At 72.0% G+C, this 21,783-nt stretch carries 22 protein-coding genes; 7 read left to right on the top strand and 15 right to left on the bottom strand.

The window, feature by feature from the left end; translation table 11 throughout:
- Positions 1–15: 15 nt before the first annotated feature.
- Both ACIQM3_RS30035 and ACIQM3_RS30030 read right to left on the bottom strand, forming a co-directional pair.
- Positions 16–1,254 (bottom strand): acyl-CoA dehydrogenase family protein, encoded by a 1,239-nt coding sequence (locus tag ACIQM3_RS30035; RefSeq protein WP_401629915.1) that lies wholly within the window; start codon positions 1,252–1,254, stop codon positions 16–18.
- Between the two features lie 88 nt (positions 1,255–1,342).
- Positions 1,343–3,076, bottom strand: coding sequence for an MFS transporter (locus ACIQM3_RS30030; protein WP_401629913.1), 1,734 nt, complete (start codon positions 3,074–3,076; stop codon positions 1,343–1,345).
- Between the two features lie 479 nt (positions 3,077–3,555).
- Between ACIQM3_RS30030 and ACIQM3_RS30025 the strand changes: the two genes are divergently transcribed.
- Entirely contained in the window at positions 3,556–4,608 is a 1,053-nt protein-coding gene (locus tag ACIQM3_RS30025; RefSeq protein ID WP_401629910.1) for a phosphatase PAP2 family protein, read from the top strand.
- 99 nt (positions 4,609–4,707) lie between these two features.
- Here ACIQM3_RS30025 and ACIQM3_RS30020 read toward each other — a convergent pair whose 3' ends face one another.
- Positions 4,708–4,923, bottom strand: coding sequence for an I78 family peptidase inhibitor (locus tag ACIQM3_RS30020; protein WP_356716230.1), 216 nt, complete (start codon positions 4,921–4,923; stop codon positions 4,708–4,710).
- A gap of 349 nt (positions 4,924–5,272) precedes the next feature.
- Positions 5,273–6,550, bottom strand: coding sequence for a glycosyltransferase family 4 protein (locus ACIQM3_RS30015; protein WP_401629907.1), 1,278 nt, complete (start codon positions 6,548–6,550; stop codon positions 5,273–5,275).
- 311 nt (positions 6,551–6,861) lie between these two features.
- Here ACIQM3_RS30015 and ACIQM3_RS30010 point away from each other — a divergent pair, with 311 nt between their 5' ends.
- Complete coding sequence (locus ACIQM3_RS30010; protein ID WP_362931936.1) at positions 6,862–7,644, top strand: hypothetical protein; 783 nt, start codon at positions 6,862–6,864, stop codon at positions 7,642–7,644.
- Between the two features lie 137 nt (positions 7,645–7,781).
- Positions 7,782–8,087: a hypothetical protein gene (locus tag ACIQM3_RS30005; RefSeq protein ID WP_104790137.1), complete on the top strand. Its 306-nt coding sequence runs from the start codon at positions 7,782–7,784 to the stop codon at positions 8,085–8,087.
- Positions 8,088–8,154: 67 nt separating this feature from the next.
- Here ACIQM3_RS30005 and der read toward each other — a convergent pair whose 3' ends face one another.
- From der to aroH, 5 genes are all read right to left on the bottom strand, one after another.
- A complete protein-coding gene (gene der, locus ACIQM3_RS30000) occupies positions 8,155–9,624 on the bottom strand; it encodes a ribosome biogenesis GTPase Der (RefSeq protein WP_401629905.1) in 1,470 nt (489 codons plus the stop codon).
- A 56-nt stretch (positions 9,625–9,680) separates the two neighbouring features.
- Positions 9,681–10,349, bottom strand: a complete 669-nt coding sequence (locus tag ACIQM3_RS29995) for a lysophospholipid acyltransferase family protein (RefSeq protein ID WP_401629903.1) — start codon at positions 10,347–10,349, stop codon at positions 9,681–9,683.
- Positions 10,346–11,062 carry a (d)CMP kinase gene (cmk, locus tag ACIQM3_RS29990; RefSeq protein WP_356716239.1) on the bottom strand — a complete coding sequence of 239 codons (717 nt, stop codon included), beginning with the start codon at positions 11,060–11,062 and terminating at the stop codon, positions 10,346–10,348. The genes ACIQM3_RS29995 and cmk overlap by 4 nt, the downstream gene beginning before the upstream one ends.
- Before the next feature lie 146 nt (positions 11,063–11,208).
- The gene (locus ACIQM3_RS29985) at positions 11,209–12,294 is read right to left on the bottom strand and encodes a prephenate dehydrogenase (protein ID WP_401629901.1); all 1,086 of its coding nucleotides are present in this window, start codon (positions 12,292–12,294) and stop codon (positions 11,209–11,211) included.
- Positions 12,291–12,653: a chorismate mutase gene (gene aroH / locus ACIQM3_RS29980; RefSeq protein WP_104790132.1), complete on the bottom strand. Its 363-nt coding sequence runs from the start codon at positions 12,651–12,653 to the stop codon at positions 12,291–12,293. The genes ACIQM3_RS29985 and aroH overlap by 4 nt, the downstream gene beginning before the upstream one ends.
- A gap of 383 nt (positions 12,654–13,036) precedes the next feature.
- On the opposite strand from aroH, the gene ACIQM3_RS29975 reads away from it, so the two are divergent.
- From ACIQM3_RS29975 to ACIQM3_RS29965, 3 genes are all read left to right on the top strand, one after another.
- Complete coding sequence (locus ACIQM3_RS29975) at positions 13,037–13,720, top strand: DUF3159 domain-containing protein (protein WP_401629897.1); 684 nt, start codon at positions 13,037–13,039, stop codon at positions 13,718–13,720.
- A 38-nt stretch (positions 13,721–13,758) separates the two neighbouring features.
- Entirely contained in the window at positions 13,759–15,006 is a 1,248-nt protein-coding gene (locus ACIQM3_RS29970; RefSeq protein WP_401629894.1) for a peptide synthetase, read from the top strand.
- 131 nt (positions 15,007–15,137) lie between these two features.
- A complete protein-coding gene (locus ACIQM3_RS29965; protein WP_401629891.1) occupies positions 15,138–15,875 on the top strand; it encodes a DNA polymerase beta superfamily protein in 738 nt (245 codons plus the stop codon).
- A 3-nt stretch (positions 15,876–15,878) separates the two neighbouring features.
- Here the strand turns inward: ACIQM3_RS29965 and ACIQM3_RS29960 are convergent, their stop codons facing one another.
- Positions 15,879–16,781: a class I SAM-dependent methyltransferase gene (locus ACIQM3_RS29960; protein ID WP_401629889.1), complete on the bottom strand. Its 903-nt coding sequence runs from the start codon at positions 16,779–16,781 to the stop codon at positions 15,879–15,881.
- Positions 16,782–16,828: 47 nt separating this feature from the next.
- Between ACIQM3_RS29960 and ACIQM3_RS29955 the strand changes: the two genes are divergently transcribed.
- A complete protein-coding gene (locus ACIQM3_RS29955; protein WP_401629886.1) occupies positions 16,829–17,395 on the top strand; it encodes a helix-turn-helix domain-containing protein in 567 nt (188 codons plus the stop codon).
- A gap of 19 nt (positions 17,396–17,414) precedes the next feature.
- Here ACIQM3_RS29955 and ACIQM3_RS29950 read toward each other — a convergent pair whose 3' ends face one another.
- Genes ACIQM3_RS29950 through pnuC form a run of 5 tightly spaced genes read right to left on the bottom strand, consistent with a single transcriptional unit; the run spans position 17,415 to position 21,698 of the window.
- A complete protein-coding gene (locus ACIQM3_RS29950) occupies positions 17,415–18,206 on the bottom strand; it encodes a DNA polymerase beta superfamily protein (protein WP_401629883.1) in 792 nt (263 codons plus the stop codon).
- Positions 18,207–18,209: 3 nt separating this feature from the next.
- Positions 18,210–19,232, bottom strand: coding sequence for an ADP-ribosylglycohydrolase family protein (locus ACIQM3_RS29945; RefSeq protein WP_401629880.1), 1,023 nt, complete (start codon positions 19,230–19,232; stop codon positions 18,210–18,212).
- Positions 19,229–19,972, bottom strand: coding sequence for an NUDIX hydrolase (locus ACIQM3_RS29940; protein WP_401629877.1), 744 nt, complete (start codon positions 19,970–19,972; stop codon positions 19,229–19,231). Before ACIQM3_RS29940 ends, ACIQM3_RS29945 begins: the two co-directional genes overlap by 4 nt.
- Positions 19,969–21,048, bottom strand: coding sequence for an AAA family ATPase (locus ACIQM3_RS29935; RefSeq protein WP_401629874.1), 1,080 nt, complete (start codon positions 21,046–21,048; stop codon positions 19,969–19,971). The genes ACIQM3_RS29940 and ACIQM3_RS29935 overlap by 4 nt, the downstream gene beginning before the upstream one ends.
- Entirely contained in the window at positions 21,045–21,698 is a 654-nt protein-coding gene (pnuC, locus tag ACIQM3_RS29930; protein WP_401629872.1) for a nicotinamide riboside transporter PnuC, read from the bottom strand. The genes ACIQM3_RS29935 and pnuC overlap by 4 nt, the downstream gene beginning before the upstream one ends.
- Between the last annotated feature and the right edge of the window lie 85 nt (positions 21,699–21,783).

Here is a 21,783-nt window from a genome sequence, read left to right as displayed (position 1 = left end):
GCTCGCCGGAGAGCCCTACCGGAAAGCGTCCAGGCCGGTGAGCGCCTTGCCCAGCACCAGCTGGTGCATCTCCACGGTGCCCTCGTAGGTGAGCACCGACTCCAGGTTCGTCGCGTGCCGCATCACGGGGTATTCGAGCGAGATCCCGTTGGCGCCGAGAATCGTGCGCGCGGTACGGCAGATCTCGATCGCCTCCCGCACGTTGTTGAGCTTCCCGAAGCTGACCTGCTCGGGGCGGATCCGGCCGGCGTCCATCCGGCGGCCCAGGTGGTGGGCGAGCAGGATGCCCTTGTGGAGCTCCAGGGCCATGTCCGCGAGCTTGGCCTGGGTGAGCTGGAAGCCGCCGATGGGCCTGCCGAACTGCTCACGGGACTTCGCGTAGTCGAGCGCCGCCTCGAAACTGGCGCGCGCGGCGCCCATGGCTCCCCAGACGATTCCGTAGCGGGCGTGGCTGAGGCAGCTGAGCGGGCCGCGCAGCCCGGTGGCTCCGGGCAGGACCGCGTCGGCGGGCAGCCGCACGCCGTCCAGCACCAGCTCGCTGGTGACCGAGGCGCGCAGCGACCACTTGTGCCTGATCTCGGGCGCGGAGAATCCGGGGCTGTCCGTGGGCACGACGAAGCCGCGGATCCCTGAGCCGCCACCCGCCTGGTCGGTCTGCGCCCATACGACGGCGACCCCGGCGACCGATCCGTTGGTGATCCACATCTTGCGGCCGGTGAGGATCCAGTCCTCGCCGTCCCGCTCGGCGTACGTCCGCATCCCCGCGGGGTCGGAGCCGTGGTCCGGTTCGGTGAGGCCGAAGCACCCGATCGTCTCGCCGGCCGCCATGCCGGGCAGCCACCGCTGCTTCTGCTCCTCGGAGCCGAAGCGGTGGATCGCGTACATGGCGAGTGAGCCCTGGACGGAGACCAGGGAGCGGATGCCGGAGTCGGCGGCCTCCAGCTCCAGACAGGCCAGGCCGTACTGGACCGCGCTCGCCCCGGCGCAGCCGTATCCCTGCAGCGACATGCCCAGCGCGCCGAGCGAGCCCAGCTCGCGGGCCAGCTCGCGGATACCGGGGAGCTCGCCGTTCTCGTACCACTCGGCGATGTGCGGGAGGACCCGGTCGGCGGCCCAGGTGCGCACGGTGTCGCGGATCGCGAGGTCCTCGGGGTCGAGGAGGTCGTCGATGCCGAGCGGGTCACCCGGATCGAACGGCCTGCCCTTCGACGGCGCGGACGGCGCAGACGGCTTCGCGGACTCGGTGGTGGACATAGTGCCTCCGGCGGCTCGCACGGTACAGAAACGCGCCACGGTACTAAAACTAGCAGTGGTAGTTACGGCGCCGTGCCGACGTTACGGCTCAGCGTGCTGATCGTCCAGAGCCCGTCGCCTCGGCGGGTTCACGCCGGGAGGGAAGCGGGACCCGGCGTGCCGGGGCGTCGGACGCCGCGAGCGGACGGTGCTCGCCACGCGGTGCGGACCCGGCCGTACCGGGCCCCACGGCCTGCTCCGGAAGGGCGGCCTCCCGTTCCCGGCAGGCGCCCTTCACGGGCGGACAGTCCATGACACGCGGGAGACGCAGCGCCGCCAGCGCACCGAGCAGCAGAAGGCCCGCGCTGACCAGCAGGGTGATGTGGAGGCCGTCGACGAAAGCGTGCCGGGCGGTGTTCCGCAGCAGGTCACCCATGGGGCCGCCCAGCCGGCCGGCCACCTGGTAGGCCTCACCCAGCGAGTGCGAGGCCGCCGATCCCGCGGCGGCCGGCACACCCTCCTCGTGGAGCCGGGAGAGCCCGGGCGCGTAGGCCGCGTTCATGACGCTGCCGAGCAGCGCGATGCCCATGCCCGCACCCAGCTGGTAGGAGGTCTCGCCGATCGCGGCCGCGCCGCCCGCCCGCTCGGCCGGAACCTCGCTCAGCATCGACTCGTACGCCCCGAACAGCGTGGACTGCAGCCCGAAGCCCAGCAGCACGAAGCCGGCGGTCAGCAGCACGGGCCGGTCGTGCTGTCCCATCAGGGTCAGCAGGAGCACCGAGGCCGCCGTGAGCACGAAGCCCCAGCCGACCATCCGGCGAGGACCGACGCGGCTCAGGGTGTACGAACCCGTGGCACCGGCCGCCATCGCGGCGAAGGTCAGCGGCAGCAGCCGCAGACCGGTCTGCAGCGGACTCAGGTCCAGCACCAGCTGGAGGTACTGGACCGCGATCAGCTCCAGGCCGACCAGGGCCAGCATGGCGAGCACGATGCAGCCGACGGCGGTCGTGAAGGCGGGCCGGGAGAACATCGCGATGTCGATCAACGGGTGCGTACGCCGCTTCTGCCTGCGTACGAAGAGGACGACCAGAGCGGCTCCGGCGAACAGCGGGACCAGGGTGGCGGGGTCCAGCACGCCTTCGCCACCGCCGATCCGCTTGATCCCGAGGACCACTCCGAGCACCCCGGCCGCCGCCATCAGCGCGCCGAGCACGTCCCACGGGCCGTCGTCCACACCGCGGGACTCGGGCAGCAGCCAGCGGCCGACCGGGAGGATCACCATCATGAGCGGGATGTTGATCAGGAAGACGGAGCCCCACCAGTAGTGCTCGACCAGGAAGCCGCCGATGACCGGTCCGGTGGCGGCCCCGACGGCGGCGACCGCGGTCCACACGCCGATGGCCAGGGCCCGCTCGCGGCGGTCGGGAAAGACCTGGCGGAGTATCGAGAGCGTGGCCGGCATGATCATCGCGCCACCCACGCCGAGCAGGGCGCGCGCGGCGATCAGCACACCGGGCGAGCCGGCCGTCGCGGCGAGCGCGGAGGCGACCCCGAAGAGCGCGTAACCGAAGAGAAGGACACGCCGTCTGCCGATCCGGTCGCCGAGCGTGCCGAAGAGGATCAGCAGCGAGGCGCAGACCAGCGGGTAGGCGTCCACGATCCACAGCAGGCCGACGGCGCTGGGCCGCAGGTCCTCGGTGACGGCGGGGACGGCGACGTGCAGCACGGTCGCGTCGAGCGCGACGAGCAGGAGACTGAGACAGAGGACGACCAGGACCACCCAGCGGTTGGCACCGTCGGCTGCTGCGCGCAGCCTGCTCACGGCCGTGGACGTCCCAGTCATGTACGTACCTCCCACAATGAGTCCCTCGCGCTCGGCAGACCTGCTGGGGCCGGCTCACGGCGTCCCCCGGGCCCGGCATCGACGGGCGAGTGAGCCGTCAGCGTACGCGAGTTCCAGGTGGTCACGCGTGGTGCAGCTCATACGTTCGCCGGCCACCGGGTGTGGCGTACGCCACTCCGCCTCCCGCGCCGAGGGGACGCCCGGCCCACCGCACCGGGCCCCCCGGCGGCGCGTCGGCGCGCCTGCCGACGGGCCCGTCGAATGGCACCGCGACTCCCCGGCACGGTCACGCTGCGCCATTCCATCGACACCCAAACATTTCTACGAATAGCGCGTGGGACTAAAAGGCGGCGGGCCGAAACCCATTCCCCGGCGCACCGGGAATAGATACCTGTCTGAGACAAAGTCCACATCACATCGTCATCACAAAGACGCGGGATCGGCCGGATCACACACTCACTCGCTGTAACGTCCATTGTGTGCGTACCGACATCTTTGCCCGTCTGGACCGGGAGCCGGAACCGCCGAAGATAGAGACCCCGCGGATGAGCCGTCACCGCATCGCTCTCTTCGGCGGGACTTTGGCGTTCTATCTCGCCATCGTCGTTGCCGTGCTGGTCTCGTCCTGGCTGGTGGCCCTCGACTGGAAGGTCATGCTGTTCCGGCCCTACCAGCAGTGGCCGGAGCTCCACGCCTTCCTCGACTACTACGTCGTGCTCGGCCAGCGTGGCCCCACGGCCGTGATGGTCGCCGCCTGGCTCGGCTGGCGCTCCTGGCGCCAGCACACGCTGCGCCCGCTGCTCACGCTGGGTGCGTCCCTGCTGCTGCTCAACCTGTCGGTGGGCGCGGTCAAGCTCGGCCTGGGGCGGCTCGGCCCGCACTACGCCACCCAGATCGGCTCAGCGGAGCTCTTCGCCGGCGGCGATATATTTCCTTCGGGCCACACCGCCAACGCCGTCGTGACCTGGGGAATCCTCGCCTACCTGGCCACCACGCCGCGGGCCAGGCGCTACCTCTCGGCCGTGTCGGCCTTCGTCTCGCTGGGCGTGGGGCTCACCACGGTCTACATCGGCACCCACTGGCTCAGCGACGTCCTGCTGGGCTGGGCCGCCGGTCTGCTGATCCTGCTCGCCCTGCCGTGGTTCGAGCCACTGATCACGCGTACCGAGGTCCTGATCCTCTCGGTGCGCGAGCAGTGGCGGAACCGCCGCAGGCGCCTCCGGAAGCCCGTGCCGCCGTCTCCCGTGGCGCCGGAGCCCGTTCTGCTGCCGCAGGCGCTGGGCGGCGGGGCGGCCGCCGAGGGGGCCCAGGGGGCCGCGAGCAGGGCTGCGGCGTCCGGGGCACCGGGAACCGCGGGCGCGGGTCACCCGGGGGCCGCCGCCAGGGCCCGGGCGTATCCGGCACACCCCTCGCGTCCGGAACGGACGCCGCCGACCACGGCCGGCTCGCGCCGTCCGCCTCACGCGGACCGCTCGGCGAGAAGCAGCGCGGGCCCGTCCCGCCCGGTGGCCGGTGGGCCGGTCGCTCCCTGACCACTCTGCTCTCTGACCTGCGGGGACCTCCGCGTCACCGCAGGTCACACACGACGAAGGCCCCGACTCCGGTCGGGGCCTTCGCTCGTCGGGCCGGGTTCAGCCGACCCAGCAGCGGGTCACGGTCGAGGCGTCCACCTCGAAGTTGATGCGTCCGCCGCGGAACTCCATGGTGATGACGGTGCCCGGCGCGAGAGCCCGGACCGTGCTCCAGCCACGCGCTCTGGCCTGCCGTTCGGCGGCCTCCGCGTCGAGGCCGACGTACGTCTCGGGGGTGTCGTCCGGCTGGGCGGGAGGGGTCGGTACAGATGCCATACCCCTCACCGTAGGCCGCCCCGCGCCGTCACGGAAGCGGTGGCGGTCACGGGTCCCGATGCATCTCCGTGTACCTCGGCGGTCACGCTTGTGTCACAGGATCCCCACGCGCGTTTACCCGGGACGACTTCACCCGAACGGCAGCCGGGCTCCACCCGGGCCGAATTACGGGGCATCCGGTAAATGCACCAGCGAGAGCCGCCGGGCGGGAATTGAAGGGGAGAGGATACCGCGCGTGATCCTCTTTTCGGAGACCCCGGAAAGAAGAATATACGGGCACGCCACCTCGAATTCACTCCCCCTTATACATTCCTTACCTACCCCGGCCCGGCCTCCCGGGTGCCCCGGCTCACGCTCCCCTGCGGATCACCCCCGCGGCCTTGTAACGCAGCGCGTACGCCCCGTCCAGCACGCCGCCCTTGGACCGGTGGTACGCACCGCGCAGGACGCCCTGGGACCGCGTCCCGCCGCCCTGCGCGGCCAGCTCGGCGAAGAGCCTCTCGTGCCGCTCCGCGATCGGTGCCGGATCGAACCGCGCGGCGGAGGCCCGTGCGGCCCGGCCCATGCGGTGCCGCAGGGCGTCGTCGTCGATCAGCCCGAGCAGGGCCTTGGCGAACGCGTGGGTGTCCCCCGGCGGAACGAGCCGCCCGTCCGTGCCGTCGTCGATGATCTCGGCCGGCCCGTGGGGGCAGTCCGTCGCCACGACGGGCACCCCGCACCGCATCGCCTCCACGATGGTCATGCCGAACGACTCCCGCTCGGAGGTGACGGCGGCGATGGAGCTCTTGGGCCACTCCTCCTCCATCGGGTCGGCCGAACCCATGAGGAAGACCCGCTCCCGGAGCCCGAGCTCGTCGACGAGCCCGCGCAGGGGCTTCTGCTCGTTGCCCGACGCGTCCCCGGCACCGTAGATCCGCAGCCGCCACTCCGGGCGCACCGCCGCGATCTCGGCGAAGGCCCGGATCAGTACGTCGTAGCGCTTGACCCGGTGCAGCCGGCCCGCCGCCACGATCGACTTGGCGTCGCAGTCCGCGGGCGGTCCGGCGGGCTCGGGCACGCTGTTCGGGATGGCCTCGATCCGCACGCCGGGCAGCCGCAGACCGGTGCGGTAGTCCCGGGCGTCGGCCTCGGTGACGGTGGTGACCGCGTCGAGCTGCTGGTACCGGTGGCTTATCTCCCGGCGGAGGCGGTAGCCGTGGCTCTCGAGCGTGAGGTGCTCCTGACCTACCCGCACCGGGCCGCGCCGAGCCTGCCGGCTGATGTGGACGTTGAGGCCGGGGCGCGTGCCGACGACGACATCGGCCTCCAGGGCTCCCAGATGAGCCGCGATGCGGCGGTCGGTGAGTCTGCTGTACTGCCGGTGCCTGGTGTCGCCGCGCGGGAAGACCGACGCGGGCCTGGCGTGCTCCTCGGCCTCTCCGTCGTACCCCGGGCTCGACGTGCGCAGATCGACGAGGTGGCTCATCCGCACACCCTCGGGTGCGCCGAGCTTCGGGTCGTCGCGGTGCCGGAAGACGGAGACGATCTCGACGTCGTGCTGTTCCGCCAGGGTCCCGGCGAGCGTGAAGGTGGTACGGATCGTTCCCCCGATGCCGTACGCGTTGTGGAGCAGAAATGAAATGTGCATTACGTAGTCGTTTCCCCTGTTCGACTGGTCTGCAACGGACCCTACGTGGCGTCAGGTCACGCCACAGCATTCGCACAGGAGTCGCACAGAGCCGTGACGTTTCGAACGAAGGCCCGTGCATCAGGGGCCTTCGCACGGAAGGTCGGGCTCCGTTTCGTCCGCGCGATCTTCCGGTTCATCGGCCTGCCGGCTCCGGCGCTTGACCGGTCTCTTAATCTCCCGATTCGCGCGTGACCCCGGCCCCGGGTCTTCCGTTGTCTTCCATGAGCCGGGAACCGCCCGGCTCACGCACCGAGTTCGAGGAGCCACCCGTGCCGCGCATGCTCGACGTCAGCGAGGACGTACGCGCCGAGATCGGCGATGCCGAAGCCGACCGGCTGCTCGTCGGCGACAGTGCCCCAGGCAGTTACGACTGCACTTCATGCCGCACCCCCGGCGACTCCGACCAGGAGCGCACCAGCACGGTGCTGTTCGTGGGCGACGAGACCGCCGTGCTCGCCTTCGCCCACGCGACCTGCATCCCCTCGCAGGTCGTCCAGGTCGCGGAGGACCAGCTCCAGGGCGCCGTGCGGTCCATCACCGGCAGTGAGCCACAGAATCCGGAGGGCCTCATGCCCGAACAGGCCGTCCTCGGCATCACCAGCGGTCTCGTCCTGATCGAGGACGACCTCCGCCCGGCCCTGGTCGTCGAGCCGACCGGGCCGATCGCCCGGCCCGGCACGGACGGCAGCGGCGGCGACCAGTTCCTCCAGCTCCTGCTGGAGCAGGGCTTCCAGCCCACGCCCCACCTCAACCGCCTGCCCGGTGTTCTCGCCGGCTGGTCCGTCCTCCTCGCCATGGGTCAGCTGCACGCGGTGCTGCAGCCCGGCGCCGGCGGCGGCAGCCCGGTCGCCTGGTGGCAGGCGCACCAGCCGCTCCAGGTCACCGAGGGCTGGCGGACGGCCGCCAACAAGGCGCAGAGCGTCCTGGTGTTCGCCGCTCCGGCCGGTTCCATCGGCCAGCAGCCGCGCGAGGACCTGCTCCGTGACGCGCTGGACAAGGCCGCGGTCAACGGCCTCCTGGTCGCCGCGACGATGCCGCTCGCCGGGACCTGACCGTGTCCCTGCTGCCCTCCCCTGCCCGCCGAACAGCGTTTTCTCCGTCAGGCCCGCATCCGACGGGCGGTGAGGTCGTTGGCACCTACGTGCACTCATACGACCCTCCTCGCCAGCAGCAGACCCCGATTCCGGCCATGCGCCCGTCGCAGGACCCCTCGGGCGGTAAGTCCCCCACCCCGATCTACGACGCTCTGTACTCCGAGTACAGGCGATCGTTCCGGGCGCTTCCCGGGGACCGCACCGGTGAGGAGAATCTCGGCTTCAGAACGTTCGGCATCGGGACGTTCGGCAGCCGAGCACCGCTGAGCGGCCGTACGGCGGCGAACGCGCAGGGCAGCCACAGTGCGGGCGGCGGCAACCCCGGTTCCTGGCAGCGGGTCGGACGGCATGCCGGGCGTGCCCGGCCCGCGGCGCTGCCGCCCGGGTCGACGGACGCCTGAGGGACACGGCGAAGCCCCCTGGGCCCCATGCGGGGCCCAGGGGGCTTCGCCGTGATCCCTCAGCAGCTCACTTCTTGCGGCCGCGCTTCTCGCGCACCCGCACCGAGATGTGGATCGGCGTGCCCTCGAAGCCGAACTCCTCGCGCAGGCGTCGCTCGACGAAGCGGCGGTAGCCGTGCTCCAGGAAGCCGGACGAGAAGAGGACGAACCGCGGCGGCTTGGTGCCCGCCTGGGTACCGAAGAGGATGCGGGGCTGCTTGCCACCGCGCACGGGGTGCGGGTGCGAGGCGACGATCTCACCGAGGAAGGCGTTGAGCCTGCCGGTGGGGATACGGGTCTCCCAGCCCTCGATCGCGGTCTCGATCGCCGGGACCAGCTTCTCCATGTGCCGGCCGGTGACGGCCGAGACGTTGACGCGCGGGGCCCAGGCGACCTGCGCGAGCTCCGTGTCGATCTCACGCTCCAGGTAGTAGCGGCGCTCCTCGTCGAGGGTGTCCCACTTGTTGAAGGCGATCACGATCGCACGGCCCGCTTCCACGGCCATGGTGACGATCCGCTGGTCCTGGACGCTGATGGACTCGCTCGAGTCGATCAGGATGACCGCGACCTCGGCCTTCTCCACGGCGGCCGCGGTGCGCAGCGAGGCGTAGTAGTCCGCGCCCTCCTGGAGGTGGACCTTGCGGCGGATGCCGGCCGTGTCGATGAACTTCCAGGTGATGCCGCCGAGCTCGATCAGCTCGTCGACCGGGTCGCGGGTGGTGCCGGCCAGCTCGTTGACGACGACACGGTCCTCGTTGGCGACCTTGTTCAGCAGGGACGACTTGCCGACGTTCGGGCGGCCGATGAGCGCGATGCGGCGGGGGCCGCCGAGCGCGGTGCCGAAGGTCTGGGCCGGGGCCTCGGGCAGCGCCTCCAGGACGGCGTCCAGCATGTCTCCGGTGCCGCGGCCGTGCAGCGAGGAGACCGGGTGCGGCTCACCGAGACCGAGCGACCAGAGTGCCGTGGCGTCGGCCTCGCCGCTCTGTCCGTCGACCTTGTTGGCGCAGAGGACGACGGGCTTCTTGGCCTTGCGCAGCAGCCTGACGACGGCCTCGTCGGTGTCGGTCGCGCCGACCGTGGCGTCGACGACGAAGACGACCGCGTCGGCCGTCGAGATCGCGTACTCGGCCTGGGCGGCGACGGAGGCGTCGAGGCCCAGCACGTCCTGCTCCCAGCCACCGGTGTCGACGACCTTGAAGCGGCGCCCGGCCCACTCGGCCTCGTAGCTGACGCGGTCACGGGTGACGCCGGGCTTGTCCTGGACGACGGCCTCACGGCGGCCGATGATCCGGTTCACCAGGGTCGACTTGCCGACATTCGGGCGGCCGACGACGGCGAGCACGGGAAGCGGTCCGTGACCGGCCGCACCGATCGCGCCCTCGACCTCCTCGGGGTCGAACCCCTCCTGCGCGGCGAGCTCCATGAACTCCGCGTACTCGGCATCGCCAAGTGCTCCGTGCTCGTGGTCCGAGCCGTCGGAGTGAATCTGGTCGTTCATGAAGTCCGTTCCTCTTTGCATCATCATCGATGGGCCGCGATCGCGCGGCCCACTACTCAAGTCTTGACCGAGCGCCCGGTGAGGCGCCTGGCGTTCTCCAGGTGCGCGGTCAGCTCTCCCTGGATCCGGAGAGTCGCCTCGTCCAGCGCCTTCCTCGTACGCCGGCCGCTGCCGTCACCGGCCTGGAAGGCGTCGCCGAAGACGACGTCGACCCTGCTGCGCAGCGGAGGCAGCACTGATATCAACCGTCCGCGACGCTCCGTGCTTCCCAGGACCGCGACGGGCACGATCGGCGCCCCGCCGCGCACCGCGAAGTACGCGAGCCCCGCACGCAGGGAGGCGAAGTCGCCCTCGCCCCTGGTGCCCTCGGGAAAGATCCCGAGGACCCCGCCGTCGTCCAGCACGCCGAGTGCCTGCGTGATGGCGTTGCGGTCGACGGTCGTACGGTCCACCTTCAGCTGCCCGATTCCGCGGAGGAACGGGTCGAGGGGGCCGACGAACGCCTCCTTCTTGATCAGGAAGTGGACGGGCCGGGGCGCGGTGCCCATCAGCATCGGTCCGTCGAGATTGTGCGCGTGGTTCACCGCGAGTATGACGGGTCCCGTGGTGGGGACGCGCCATGCTCCGAGCACACGGGGCCTGAACAGCCCGTACATGAGCCCGATGCCGATCCCGCGCCCGACGGCCGCTCCGCGCAGCGTCGGGGCGGCGGTGGCTTCGGTCACTTCGCGGCCTGCTTCTCCCCGACGAGGGTGACGACGCACTCGATGACCTGTCCGAGAGTCAGGTCGGTGGTGTCCACCTCGACGGCGTCACCGGCCTTGGCCAGCGGCGAGGTCTTGCGGCCGGAGTCGGCGGCGTCCCGCTTGATCAGCGCCTCCCGGGTGGCGGCCAGGTCGGAGCCCTTGACCTCACCGCTGCGGCGGGCGGCGCGCGCCTCCGGGGAGGCGGTCAGGAAGATCTTGATGTCGGCGTCGGGCAGCACCGTGGTGCCGATGTCACGGCCCTCGACGACGATGCCGCGCTCGGCCTCCTTGGCGATCGAGCGCTGCAGCTCGGTGATCAGGGCGCGTACCTCGGGCACGGCGCTGACCGCGCTGACCTTGGAGGTGACCTCCTGGGTGCGGATGGGGCCCGAGGCGTCCTCGCCGTCGACGGTGATCGTCGGGGCGGACGGGTCCGTGCCGGAGACGATGACCGGCTTGGCGGCGGCCGTGGCGATCTCGGCCGGGTTCTGCACGTCGATGCCGTTGTTCAGCATCCACCACGTGATCGCCCGGTACTGGGCGCCGGTGTCCAGGTAGCTCAGGCCGAGCTGGGCGGCGACGGCCTTGGAGGTGCTCGACTTGCCGGTGCCGGAGGGGCCGTCGATGGCGACGATCACTGCAGCCGGGGCGGTCCGGGCGGCGGCGCTTACGGTTTCCACGGTGGTGGACACCTTCCTGGTACACGGGGACGGGCGGAGCGGGGCAGGGCAGACCGGGGCGCCCTCCCCACAAGGTTACCGAGTGCGCGAAGCGCCTTTGCACCCCTGTCTCCGGGGCCCGCCGCCGGACCCGCCGGGCCTTCCGTGACGGAGGGCCCTTACGGGCGGATCGACCAGCCCCGTTCGCTGAGGGCCGCGCTCAGCGCGGGTGCGGCGCTCGGCTCGACCATCAGCTGGACCAGTCCGGCCTGCTGGCCGGTGGCGTGCTCGATGCGTACGTCCTCGATGTTGACGCCGGCCCGCCCCGCGTCGGCGAAGATCGATGCCAGCTCGCCCGGCCGGTCGCTGATGAGCACGGCGACGATCTCGTACGAGGCCGGGGCCGCCCCGTGCTTGCCGGGGACCCTGACCCGGCCCGCGTTGCCGCGCCGCAGGACGTCCTCGATGCCTTCGGTGCCGGTGCGGCGCTTGTCCTCGTCGGCGGACTGCAGGCCGCGCAGCGCCCGTACCGTCTCGTCCAGGTCGGTGGCGACGCCCGCCAGCACGTCCGCGACCGGGCCGGGGTTGGCGGAGAGGATCTCCACCCACATCCGGGGGTCGGAGGCCGCGATGCGGGTGACGTCCCTGATCCCCTGACCGCACAGGCGTACGGCGGTCTCGTCGGCCTCCTCCAGGCGGGCGGCGACCATCGACGAGATCAGCTGCGGGGTGTGGGAGACCAGGGCGACGGCGCGGTCGTGGGCGTCGGCGTCCATGACGACGGGGACGGCGCGGCAGAGCGCGACCAGTTCCAGGGCGAGGTTGAGGACCTCGGTGTCCGTCTCCCGGGTCGGTGTGAGGACCCAGGGGCGTCCCTCGAAGAGGTCGGCGGTCGCCGCGAGAGGCCCGGAGCGCTCCTTGCCGGCCATGGGGTGCGTGCCGATGTACGGCGTGAGGTCGACGCCGAGCGCCTCCAGCTCACGGCGCGGGCCGCCCTTGACGCTGGCGACGTCGAGGTAGGCGCGCGCGATCCCGTCCCGCATGGCTGTGGCCAGCACGGACGCGGTGTGGGCGGGCGGCACGGCGATGATCGCCAGGTCCACGGGGCCCTCGGGTGCCTCGTCCGTGCCGGCGCCGAGCGCGGCGGCGGTCCGGGCCGAGGACGGGTCGCGGTCGACGAGGTGCACCGGGACGCCGCGCCCCGCGAGGGCGAGGGCGGCGGAGGTGCCGACCAGTCCGGTTCCGATGACGAGGGCGGTTCTCACTGGGCGATGTCCTTGCGGAGGGCGCCGGTGGCGCCGAGGTAGACGTGGCTGATCTCGGACTTGGAGAGATACGTCTCCACATGGGCCATGATGCGCACCACGCGGGGCATGGCCCCGGTGATGTCGAGCTCCTGGGCGCAGATCAGCGGGACGTCGACGATGCCGAGGCCTCGGGCCGCGGCGGCCGGGAAATCGCTGTGCAGATCAGGGGTGGCGGTGAACCAGACGCTGATCAGGTCGTCGGCGACGAGCTGATTGCGTTCCAGGACCGCGGTGAGGAGCTCACTCACCCGCTCGTCCATGTGACCTGCTTCGTCCCGGTCCAGCTGGACGGCTCCACGGACTGCTCGTACCGCCACGTCGTACCCCTCGTCGCCTCGTGCTGCGTGCCCTTTCAGCCTAGAGGTGCGGCGGCGCCGCCGGTCACGGTGCTCTGTCCGTGAGACGCGGAGGGGTGCGCGGCGCTCCCGGGGCACCCGGTCGGGCGCAAGGGCCCGGCGACGCGCCCGCTGCCCGCCGAGCGGATCACCGTCGAGGGCGACAGCATCCGGCTCGCGTAGGGGGCGCGGCGGCGTTCGAGCGTCCGGCCCGGGGGCAGGAGACCGAACGAGGGCCGCCATGTGACTCACGCCACACGAGGGTGGGACGGGTAGCCAAGAGCGTCACTTGATGTCACGATGTCATTTAGTGACACCTTGACATCGCATCTCGCCCCCAGACGGAATCGGGAGAACTGACCACCATGAAGACCAAGAGCTTCCTGGAGACAGAGTCCGACACGCAGGCGGAGCAAGCGGCCCCCCGACAGCAGCCTTCGGTCCTCGACCAGGCGGGAGGCACCAAGGGAATCGTCTACTCGACGCTGCCCGTGCTGGCGTTCGTCATCGCCCACAACTTCCGCGGGCTCACGGCGTCGATCGTCGCCGCGTTCGCCGTCGCGGTGGCCATCGGGGTGGTGCGGCTGGTGCGCAAGGAGTCGGTGCAGCCGGCGATCGGCGGCGTGTTCGGCGTCGCGATCGCCGCCGGCATCGTCTGGTTCACCGGCTCCGCCAAGGACTACTTCCTCATCGGCATCTGGGCGAGCCTGGCAGGCGCCGTCCTCTTCCTCGCCTCCGTCCTGGTGCGGTGGCCGCTGGCCGGCGTGATCTGGAACGCGGCGACCGGCAAGGGCACGGTCTGGCGCGCGGACAAGCGCTCGCGGCTCTACTACGACGTGGCCACCCTGGTGCTGGCCGCCGTCTTCGGTGCCCGGTTCGTCGTCCAGCGGTACTTCTACGAGACCGACCAGGTCAGTTCGCTGGGATTCGCCAAGATCGCCATGGGCTTCCCCCTGCTCGCCCTGGCCCTCCTGGTCGTCGCCTGGGCCGCCCGGCGTTCGAACAAGCGGCTGCGGGCCATCGGGCTGCTGCCCGCCAAGCACGCCTGACCTCGCACGCCTGACCGCCACCGGAAAGAAGGCAGGACGTGGTGACGACGAGCCGAGGAGCAGTCGTTCGACCGCTGGGCGCGTTCGAGCGGACCATCGACTTCTACATGCGCCGGAATCCCATCCAGTTCTCCCTGGTCGCCGAGATCGACCGGCCCGTACAGGCGGCCGAGCTGGCTGCGGCACTGGGCAAGCTGCGCCGCCGGCACCCGCTGCTCGCGGTGACGGTGGACCGCACCGCACCCGAGGCTGCGTACCGGGAGACCGACGCCGCGATCCCGGTGACGACGCTCGCCGAGGGCACGCCCTGGCAAGCCGCCGTGGCCGCCGAGCAGACCCGGCCGGTCCCTCCGGCACCGGCCCCCCTCGCGCGCGCCGTCCTGCTGCCGCGGGGCCCGCGGTGCGACATCCTGCTCACCTTCGCCCACCAGATCGCCGACGGGGTGGGCGGGCTGCGTGCGCTGCTGGACCTGGTGGCGGCCCTGGACGGCGAGGAGCAGGTGCCCGGCGGCGTCCCGGAGGCGCAGGAGGACCTCCTCGCCCGCGTCGCCACGGCGCCGGACCCGGCGGCCGCCGCCCCGCCCGCGGCCGATCCGCGCATGAGCACCCCCGGCGAACTCGCGCCGTTCTCCGGGCGCGTGCCGCATCTGCAGGCTCTGGCGCTGGACCAGGAGCTGACCGCCCGGCTCGTCCGCCGCTGCCGGCTGGAGAGCACATCGGTGCACGGTGCGCTCTGTGCCGCCGCCGCGGTGGTGTTCCACCGGCGTGGACGGAAGTTCGTACGGGTGCTGACCCCGGTGGACCTGCGCCGGGCCGGCGGCCTGCCCGACGAGGTGGTGAACCGCTTCGTCGGGGCACGGACCGCGAGTGAGGCGCACGAGGCCGACGACTTCTGGAAGCTCGCCCGTGGCACCGGCGGGTCGCTCACGCGACAGCGCGCTCCGCATGTCCTCAAGGCAGCCGGTGCGGCGCTCGCGGAGCACGCCCCGACGAGCGGGGAGGAGGCCGAAGCGATGATGGCGGCCGCCACCGCGGCCGACATCCAGATCACCAACCTCGGTGTGGCGGAACCACGGCGGAAGGGGGCGGGCACACTCACCGCCCTGTGGGGCCCGGCGCAGATCACCCAGCTGTCCGTGGAGCACGTGCTCGGCGTCGTGACCGTCGGCGGGCGGCTCCGGATGACGGAGCTCACCCACGATCCCGTCGCCGGGCTGGTCCCGGACATCGCAGCCGTACTGGCCGAGGCGTGCGCCGGGCCCGGAGAGGGCGCGGAGGCGGCCTGAGCGCACCGGGTGCCCCGTCGGCCGCCGCGTCCCACGCCGACGCCGGACGTAGGATCGGCCGTCATGCCGCCAGGTCGTCGCGACCCTCCTCCGTCGCGGCGGCAAGGGCCCGTCCCCATGGAGAAGTCACGGTGCACCCCGTCAGTACTCCCGCAGGAACGTCGCCTGACGCGGCGTTCGATCCCGCCGACGGCGCGCGGCTCGTCCGGGAGCACACCGTCTACTCCTGTGTGATGGGCTCCCGCGCGTTCGGGCTGGCCACCGACGGCAGCGACACGGACCGGCGCGGGGTCTTTCTCGCCCCCACCCCGCTGTTCTGGGGCTTCACGAAGCCCCCCAGCCACGTCGAGGGCCCGGCCGATGAGCAGTTCTCCTGGGAGCTGGAGCGCTTCTGCGAACTGGCGCTGCGGGCGAACCCCAATGTGCTGGAGTGCCTGCACTCCCCGCTCGTGGAGCGGGTGGACGCCACGGGCCGCGAACTCCTCGGCCTGCGCGGGGCCTTCCTGTCCCGGCAGGCCCACGGAACGTTCGTACGCTACGCGCTGGGCCAGCGGCGGAAGCTGGAGGCCGATGTCCGTGCGCACGGCGCTCCGCGCTGGAAGCACGCCATGCATCTGCTGCGGCTGCTGGCCTCCTGCCGGGATCTGCTGCGGACGGGCCAGCTGCGGATCGAGGTCGGGGACGCGCGCGAGGATCTGCTGGCGGTGAAGCGGGGCGAGGTCCCGTGGGCCGAGGTGGAGCGCCGCATGACGCGCCTGGCCGAGGAGAACGACGAGGCGGCCGCCCGCTCCCCGCTGCCGCCGGAGCCCGACCGGGCACGCGTGGAGGCCTTCATGGTCCGGGCCCGGCGGGCGTCGGCTGAGGGCTAGCCCTCAGACGGTGTCCGACGGGCGGCGGGCGACCCAGAGCCGGCGTGTCGAGCGGACGACGAGGTCGTCCCGGTGGCGCACGTCCGCCGGGCCTCCGCCGACCAGGGTGCCGAGCGCGGCGAGGTCCGCGGGGTCGGCCCGGCCGTCGAGGGCGCCACGGATGCGGTCGAGCACGACGTGGGCGTACCGGCCGACGCCGGCGGGCAGCGGGTCGCGCAGCTCCAGCCGCTCCGTGCGCTCGTCCTCGACGAGGAGGCCGGCCTCGGCCAGCATGGCTCCCCAGTCGGCGCCCAGGTGCGGCATCTGCTCGGCGTGGAGGCCGTCCAGCGCCTCGCGGCACCGCGCTTCCAGGCCGGGGCGGCCGGCCACGGCGTCGTCCGGAAGGAAACGCGGCATCCCGTCCAGCTCGGCGACGGCCACCAGTCCGCCGGGGCGCAGCGCGGCTCGGACCCCGTCGAGGGCGGCCGCCGGGTCGTCCACGTGGTGGAGGGAGGCCGAGGCCCAGACGAGGTCGGCGTCCGTGATGCCGGCGAGCCCGGCACCCGCGTCCGTCTCCAGGGTGCGCACCCGGTCCCCCAAGCCCTTCGCCCGGGCCGCCTCGACCAGCCGGGCGAGCATGGCGGGTGAGCTGTCGACGGCGGTCACACGGGCGTGGGGGAAGCGTTCCAGCAGGGCGAACGTGCCGGTTCCGGTGCCCGACCCCAGGTCGACGACATGGGTGACGCCGTCCCCGGTGAGCTCGACGACCCGGCGGGTCACCGAGGTGAGGTACGGGGCGAAGATCTCGGCGTCGAGCTCGAGCACGACGGCGAGAGCCTCGTCCTGGCCGGTGTCCACCTGGCCATGGCCGTGCTCGTGGTGGTGGCCGGGGCCGTGGTGGTGCGTGTGGGAAGCGGAGGATGTCATGCGACCGAGCCTACGAAGGTTTGCGCACAGCGCATACTCTCTTGCCTATGACGCAAGAAGGAAGTGGTCTGGACGGCCTCGTACGCAAACGGATCCGGGCCCTGCGTGCCGCGCACAGCTGGTCGCTCGACGACCTCGCCGCCCGCTGCCACCTCAGCGCTTCCACGCTCAGCCGGATCGAGACCGGTCACCGGAGGATCGCGCTCGACCAGCTCACCGTGATCGCCCGGGCGCTGGGCACCTCGCTCGACCAGCTCGTCGAGACGGACGCCGACGACGTGGTCACGAACCCCACCCTCGATCTGGCGCGAGGTCTGACCCAGTGGGCGCTGCGCGGCCAGCCCGGCGTCACCGTGGCCCGGATACGGCTGACCGGTCCCCCGGCCGAAGGCCCCTCGGCGCTCAAGGCTCACCCCGGCCGGGAGTGGTTCACGGTGCTGTCCGGCACGGCCTTGCTGCTGCTGGGGGAACGGCGGCTACGGGTGGAGCAGGGGCAGGCGGCGGAGTTCACCACGATGCTCCCGCACGCGCTGGGCGCCGTCGGCGGCCCGGCCGAGGTCCTCGGCATCTTCGACCGGGACGGCCGCCGCTCCCATCTGCGCGAACGCGGGTGAGAGGGCGGCCGCCGGGCCGTCAGGACGGGGCGGTCTCCCCCAGCCGCGCGCGGACGACGAGATCGTGCAGGGCGTCGAAGCCCGAGGGCGCCTCGGCGAGCCGTGACGCGGTCTGCGCCTCGTCGAGCACCGCGCTCAGGGCCTCGACGTCCTGTGCGACGGCCGGGTCGTCGGCCAGGTGCGCGGCCCCGTGCTCGGCATCCGCCTTCGCCTCGATCAGCGTGGGCAGGTAGGCCGGCGCGGCCACCTCGCCCAGCAGGGTCGGCAGATGCGCCACCAGGGTGCCGGTGCGCATCAGATGGATGCCGGTGAGCAGTGCGCGGAACGTGTTGAGGAGCGGCTTCAGCTCGCCGGTCCTCCCGTACAGCCGCCACTGCGTACCGGCGAAGCCCCGGTAGTGGTGGGCATGGTTGCGGGTCACCACCGCCGGTGCCAGCTCCACCAGTTCCGCGTGGAGCGCCGTGGTGTGCACCACCAGCGGGGACAGCAGCTGTTCGAGCACATAGCCGTTGGGTTTCAGCATGAGCCTGACGAACTTGCGCAGATCATGGGTGACGAGGTCCATCTCGAACCCCTCGTGGTCCCACATCCGTGACCTTGTCTCCTCCGGCGTCCGGAGCCCTACGAGATCCTCCGCGGGCAAGACGTGGACCCCCCGCAGGTCCACGTCCGAGTCCCGCGAGGGAAAGCCGTACAGATGGGCGCCCGAGACCGTGGCGAACAGGAGCGGGCAGGGCTCCTGTCCGAGCACCGGGGTCAGGTCGGTGACCGGCAGCCCGGCCTGTCGCAGGAGCGTCGTGTCGCTGCGCATGGATCAAGCGTCCCAGAGCGCGGCCAGCGACAGCAGGTCGCTGCGGTACTCGACGCGCTCCGACCACTCCTTGGGCCAGGCTCCCGCCCCCAGGTGCGCTCCGGCGAACGCGCCCGTGAGACAGGCGATGGAGTCGGAGTCGCCCCCGGTGCAGGCGGCGCGGCGCAGGGCGGTCAGCGGTTCCTCGGGGAAGAGCAGGAAGCAGTGCAGGGCGGTGGCGAGTGCCTCCTCGGCGATCCAGCCGTCGCCGGTCCGCTCGCACGGGTCGGTCTCCGGCGACGGGTCGCGCAGGGCGTCCTGGACGTGTGCGAGTGCGGTCAGGCACTCGTCCCAGCCCCGGCTGATGAACGCCTCGGGCGAGGCGTCATGGGTGTACCGCCACAGGTCACCGAGCCACCGGTTCAGGTAGCGGCCCCGGTTCTCGTACGCGTAGGAGCGCAGCTGGCCCACCAGGCCGAGCGGTTCGGCCCCCTGGGCGAGGAGGTACACCGCGCGGGCCGTCAGGTCGGAGGCGGCGAGGGCGGTGGGGTGGCCGTGGGTGAGGGCGGCCTGGAGCTGGGCGGCCCCGGCACGCTGTTCGTCGCTGAGGCCGGGCACGAGGCCGACGGGCGCGACGCGCATGTTGGCGCCGCAGCCCTTGGATCCGGTCCGGCTGGCCTCCTGCCAGATCCGGTCGCCCTCCAGCAACGCACACGCCTCCAGGCAGGTACGGCCGGGAGCGCGGTTGTTGTCGGGTGAGCGGTTCCAGCGCACGAACTCCTGCCGGACCGGGCCGACCATCCGCTCCGGGGTGAGAAGCCCCTGGTCCATGGCGGTCCGGATGCCGCGTCCCAGGGCGAGGGTCATCTGGGTGTCGTCCGTGACGAACGCGGGCTCCGGGAGCCGCATCTCGCGCCAGGGCCCGCACTTCGCGAGGATCGCGGGAACGTCGTTGAACTCGGTGGGGAAGCCCAGGGCGTCGCCGAGCGCGAGCCCGGTCAGTGTGCCTGTGGCCGCCTGCTTGGTGAGAATACGTGTCGGGATCATGATGTCCGTCCTTCAGGGCGTCCTTCCGGGCGCAGCAGTGGAGGGTGCAGGGCGGTAGCGGCACCCGCCCGGTAGAGAGCGGCCGGTTTTCCCCGTCCGCCGGTGCGGCGCGGCGGTCCGTCCACGGCCTGGACGAAGCCGGGCGTGGTGAGGACCTTGCGCCGGAAGTTGGGCCGGTCGAGCTCGACGCCCCAGACGGTCTCGTAGACCCCCTGGAGCTCCCCGAGGGTGAACTCGGCGGGGCAGAACGCGGTGGCCAGGCAGGAGTATTCGAGCCTGGCGCCGATCCGGTCGTGCGCGTCGGCCAGGATGCGGTCGTGGTCGAAGGCGAGCGGCCCGGTGGTTCCCGCGTCCCACCACTGGGCGTGGGCCGCGTCCCCGCCGCCCCGGGGTTCGGGGAGGTCGGGCACGAGTGCGGCGTACGCGACGGAGACGACCCGCATCCTGGGGTCGCGGTCCGGATCGCTGTAGGTGCGCAGCTGTTCGAGGTGGAAGGCGCACACGGACCTCTTCGTGAGGCCGGTCTCCTCGGCGAGCTCGCGGCGGGCGGCCTCCTCGGCGGATTCCCGGGGCAGGACGAAGCCGCCGGGCAGCGCCCACCGCCCCTTGTAGGGGGCCTCGCCGCGCTCGACGAGCAGTACATGGAGCCGTGCTTCGCGGACCGTGAAGACGGCGAGGTCGACGGTGACGGCGAACGGGAAGAAGGCGTGGGGGTCGTACCCCTCGGGCGCGGTGCTCATCGCCGCTCCGGCAGGGGTGCGGTGAAGTGCCAGCCGGTGGCGAGGAGCTCGTCCACGGCGGCGACCGCCGCTTCGAGGCGCTCGCCGCGGTCCCCGGTGATCTCGATGAACGGCCTTCCGGTACGGGTGAGTTCGGCTCGGAAGCGGTCCGTCATCCAGGGCCGCAGCTCCTCGCCGTCGCGCAGCCCGTCGTCCTCGAACGCGACACCCTCGTGGTCGGTGAGCAGCCAGAGGTGGTGGGTGACCCGGTCGGCGGTCTTCTCGACGAGCGGATTGCGTCCGCCGATGTAGCGCTCGTGCCAGACGGTGGTCGCGAAGGAGTCGGTGTCGCAGACGAGGACCGGTGACCCCGCACGCGCGGCGGCGTCCTCCCTGGCGTTCTGCGTCTCGGCGATGAGGGGGAAGTCGTCCGTGGTGAAGGAGACGTCCTCCCACTGGGCGTCCGGCCACCGCTCGCGCAGGGCGGCGAGCTTGGCCTCGCTGAACTCCCGCCCGTACTCGGCGACGTACCGCGTCCGCGCCCATGTCCCGCCGCGCCGGCGGTAGTGGTCGGCGAGTGCCAGGGCCAGGGTGGTGGTGCCGGTGGACTCGGCGCCGAGGACGACGACCCGGCGCGCGAGCGCGGCCCGCACGGGCGGCTCCAGGTAGTCCCAGCAGCCGGCGGGATCGGCGCGCACCGCGGTGCCCGAGACGGGGAAGAGCGTGCGGCCGGGGTCGACCAGGACGGATTCCGCGCCGAAGCGGCGGGCCAGTTCCCCGCCGTACGCCTCGGAGGTGAAGACGGCGTCGACCCGTTCGGGGACCGCGCCGGTGAACACCTCCATGTGGGCGTCCCAGACGGCCGGGTCGGTGACGTCCATGGGGATGTCGTCGACGGTCCCCACCACCCGGACGCCGGGGTGCGCCTCGCGCATCCAGGCGACCCGGTCGGCGAGCGGCACGGATTCGACCGAGGCGGCGCAGACGAGGACGGTGAGCCGCTCGCAGCGGTCCCGTGCGGTGCGGACGAGGTGGTGGTGGCCGGCGTGCGGCGGATAGAACTTGCCGAGGACCAGTCCGTGCCCGTGGCGCTTCATACGGGCACCACCGTGTCCTCGCGCCGGCCGGCGGCCAGGTCCCGGCTCCAGCTGCGCAACCCGATGAGGCAGAGCGTGAGGAAGCCGACGTACAGCAGGGAGGTGAGGTAGAGCTCCTTGTACGCGTACAGCGGGATGTAGACCACGTCGGCGGCGATCCACAGCCACCAGGACTCGACCCGCTTGCGGCACTGCCCGTACGTCGCCATGAGCGACAGGGAGGTGGTCAGGGCGTCCCAGAACGGCACGGTCGAGTCCGTGGCCCGGGACAGCAGCAGGGTGAGGCCGAGGGTCCCCGCCACCCCCGCCGCGAACAGCCAGGCCCACTCGGTGCGGGTGGTGCTCCGCACCGGCAGGACGGATGTCCCTGGTCCACCCCCGTGGGTCCAGGTCCACCAGCCGTACGCGGCGAGGGAGATGAAGACGATCTGCAGGCCGGCGTCGGCGTACAGACCGGACTGGGCGAACAGCAGGATGAAGAACAGGTTGTTGGCGATGCCGATCGGCCAGTTGGCGAGATGCTGGCGGGCCACGAGCCAGACACACAGCGCGCCGCTGCCGAAGCCCAGCACCTCGGTCCAGCTGACCGGAGTGTCCAGGACCGTCACGAGGGGCTGCTGCAAAGGATCGAGTATGTCCGCGAGCGTCACGCCGCCCTCCTTCTTTTATGGTCACTCTGACTATAAAGAAGAAACGCCGGTCGCAAAAGGCCCGCGGCCGGTTCCCGTTCGAAAA

The sequence above is a fragment of the Streptomyces sp. NPDC091271 genome (assembly GCF_044757505.1).
Taxonomy (GTDB): Bacteria; Actinomycetota; Actinomycetes; order Streptomycetales; family Streptomycetaceae; genus Streptomyces.
The sequence above is the reverse complement of the archived record's forward strand: the minus strand, read 5'-3'. Positions and strand labels throughout refer to the sequence as shown.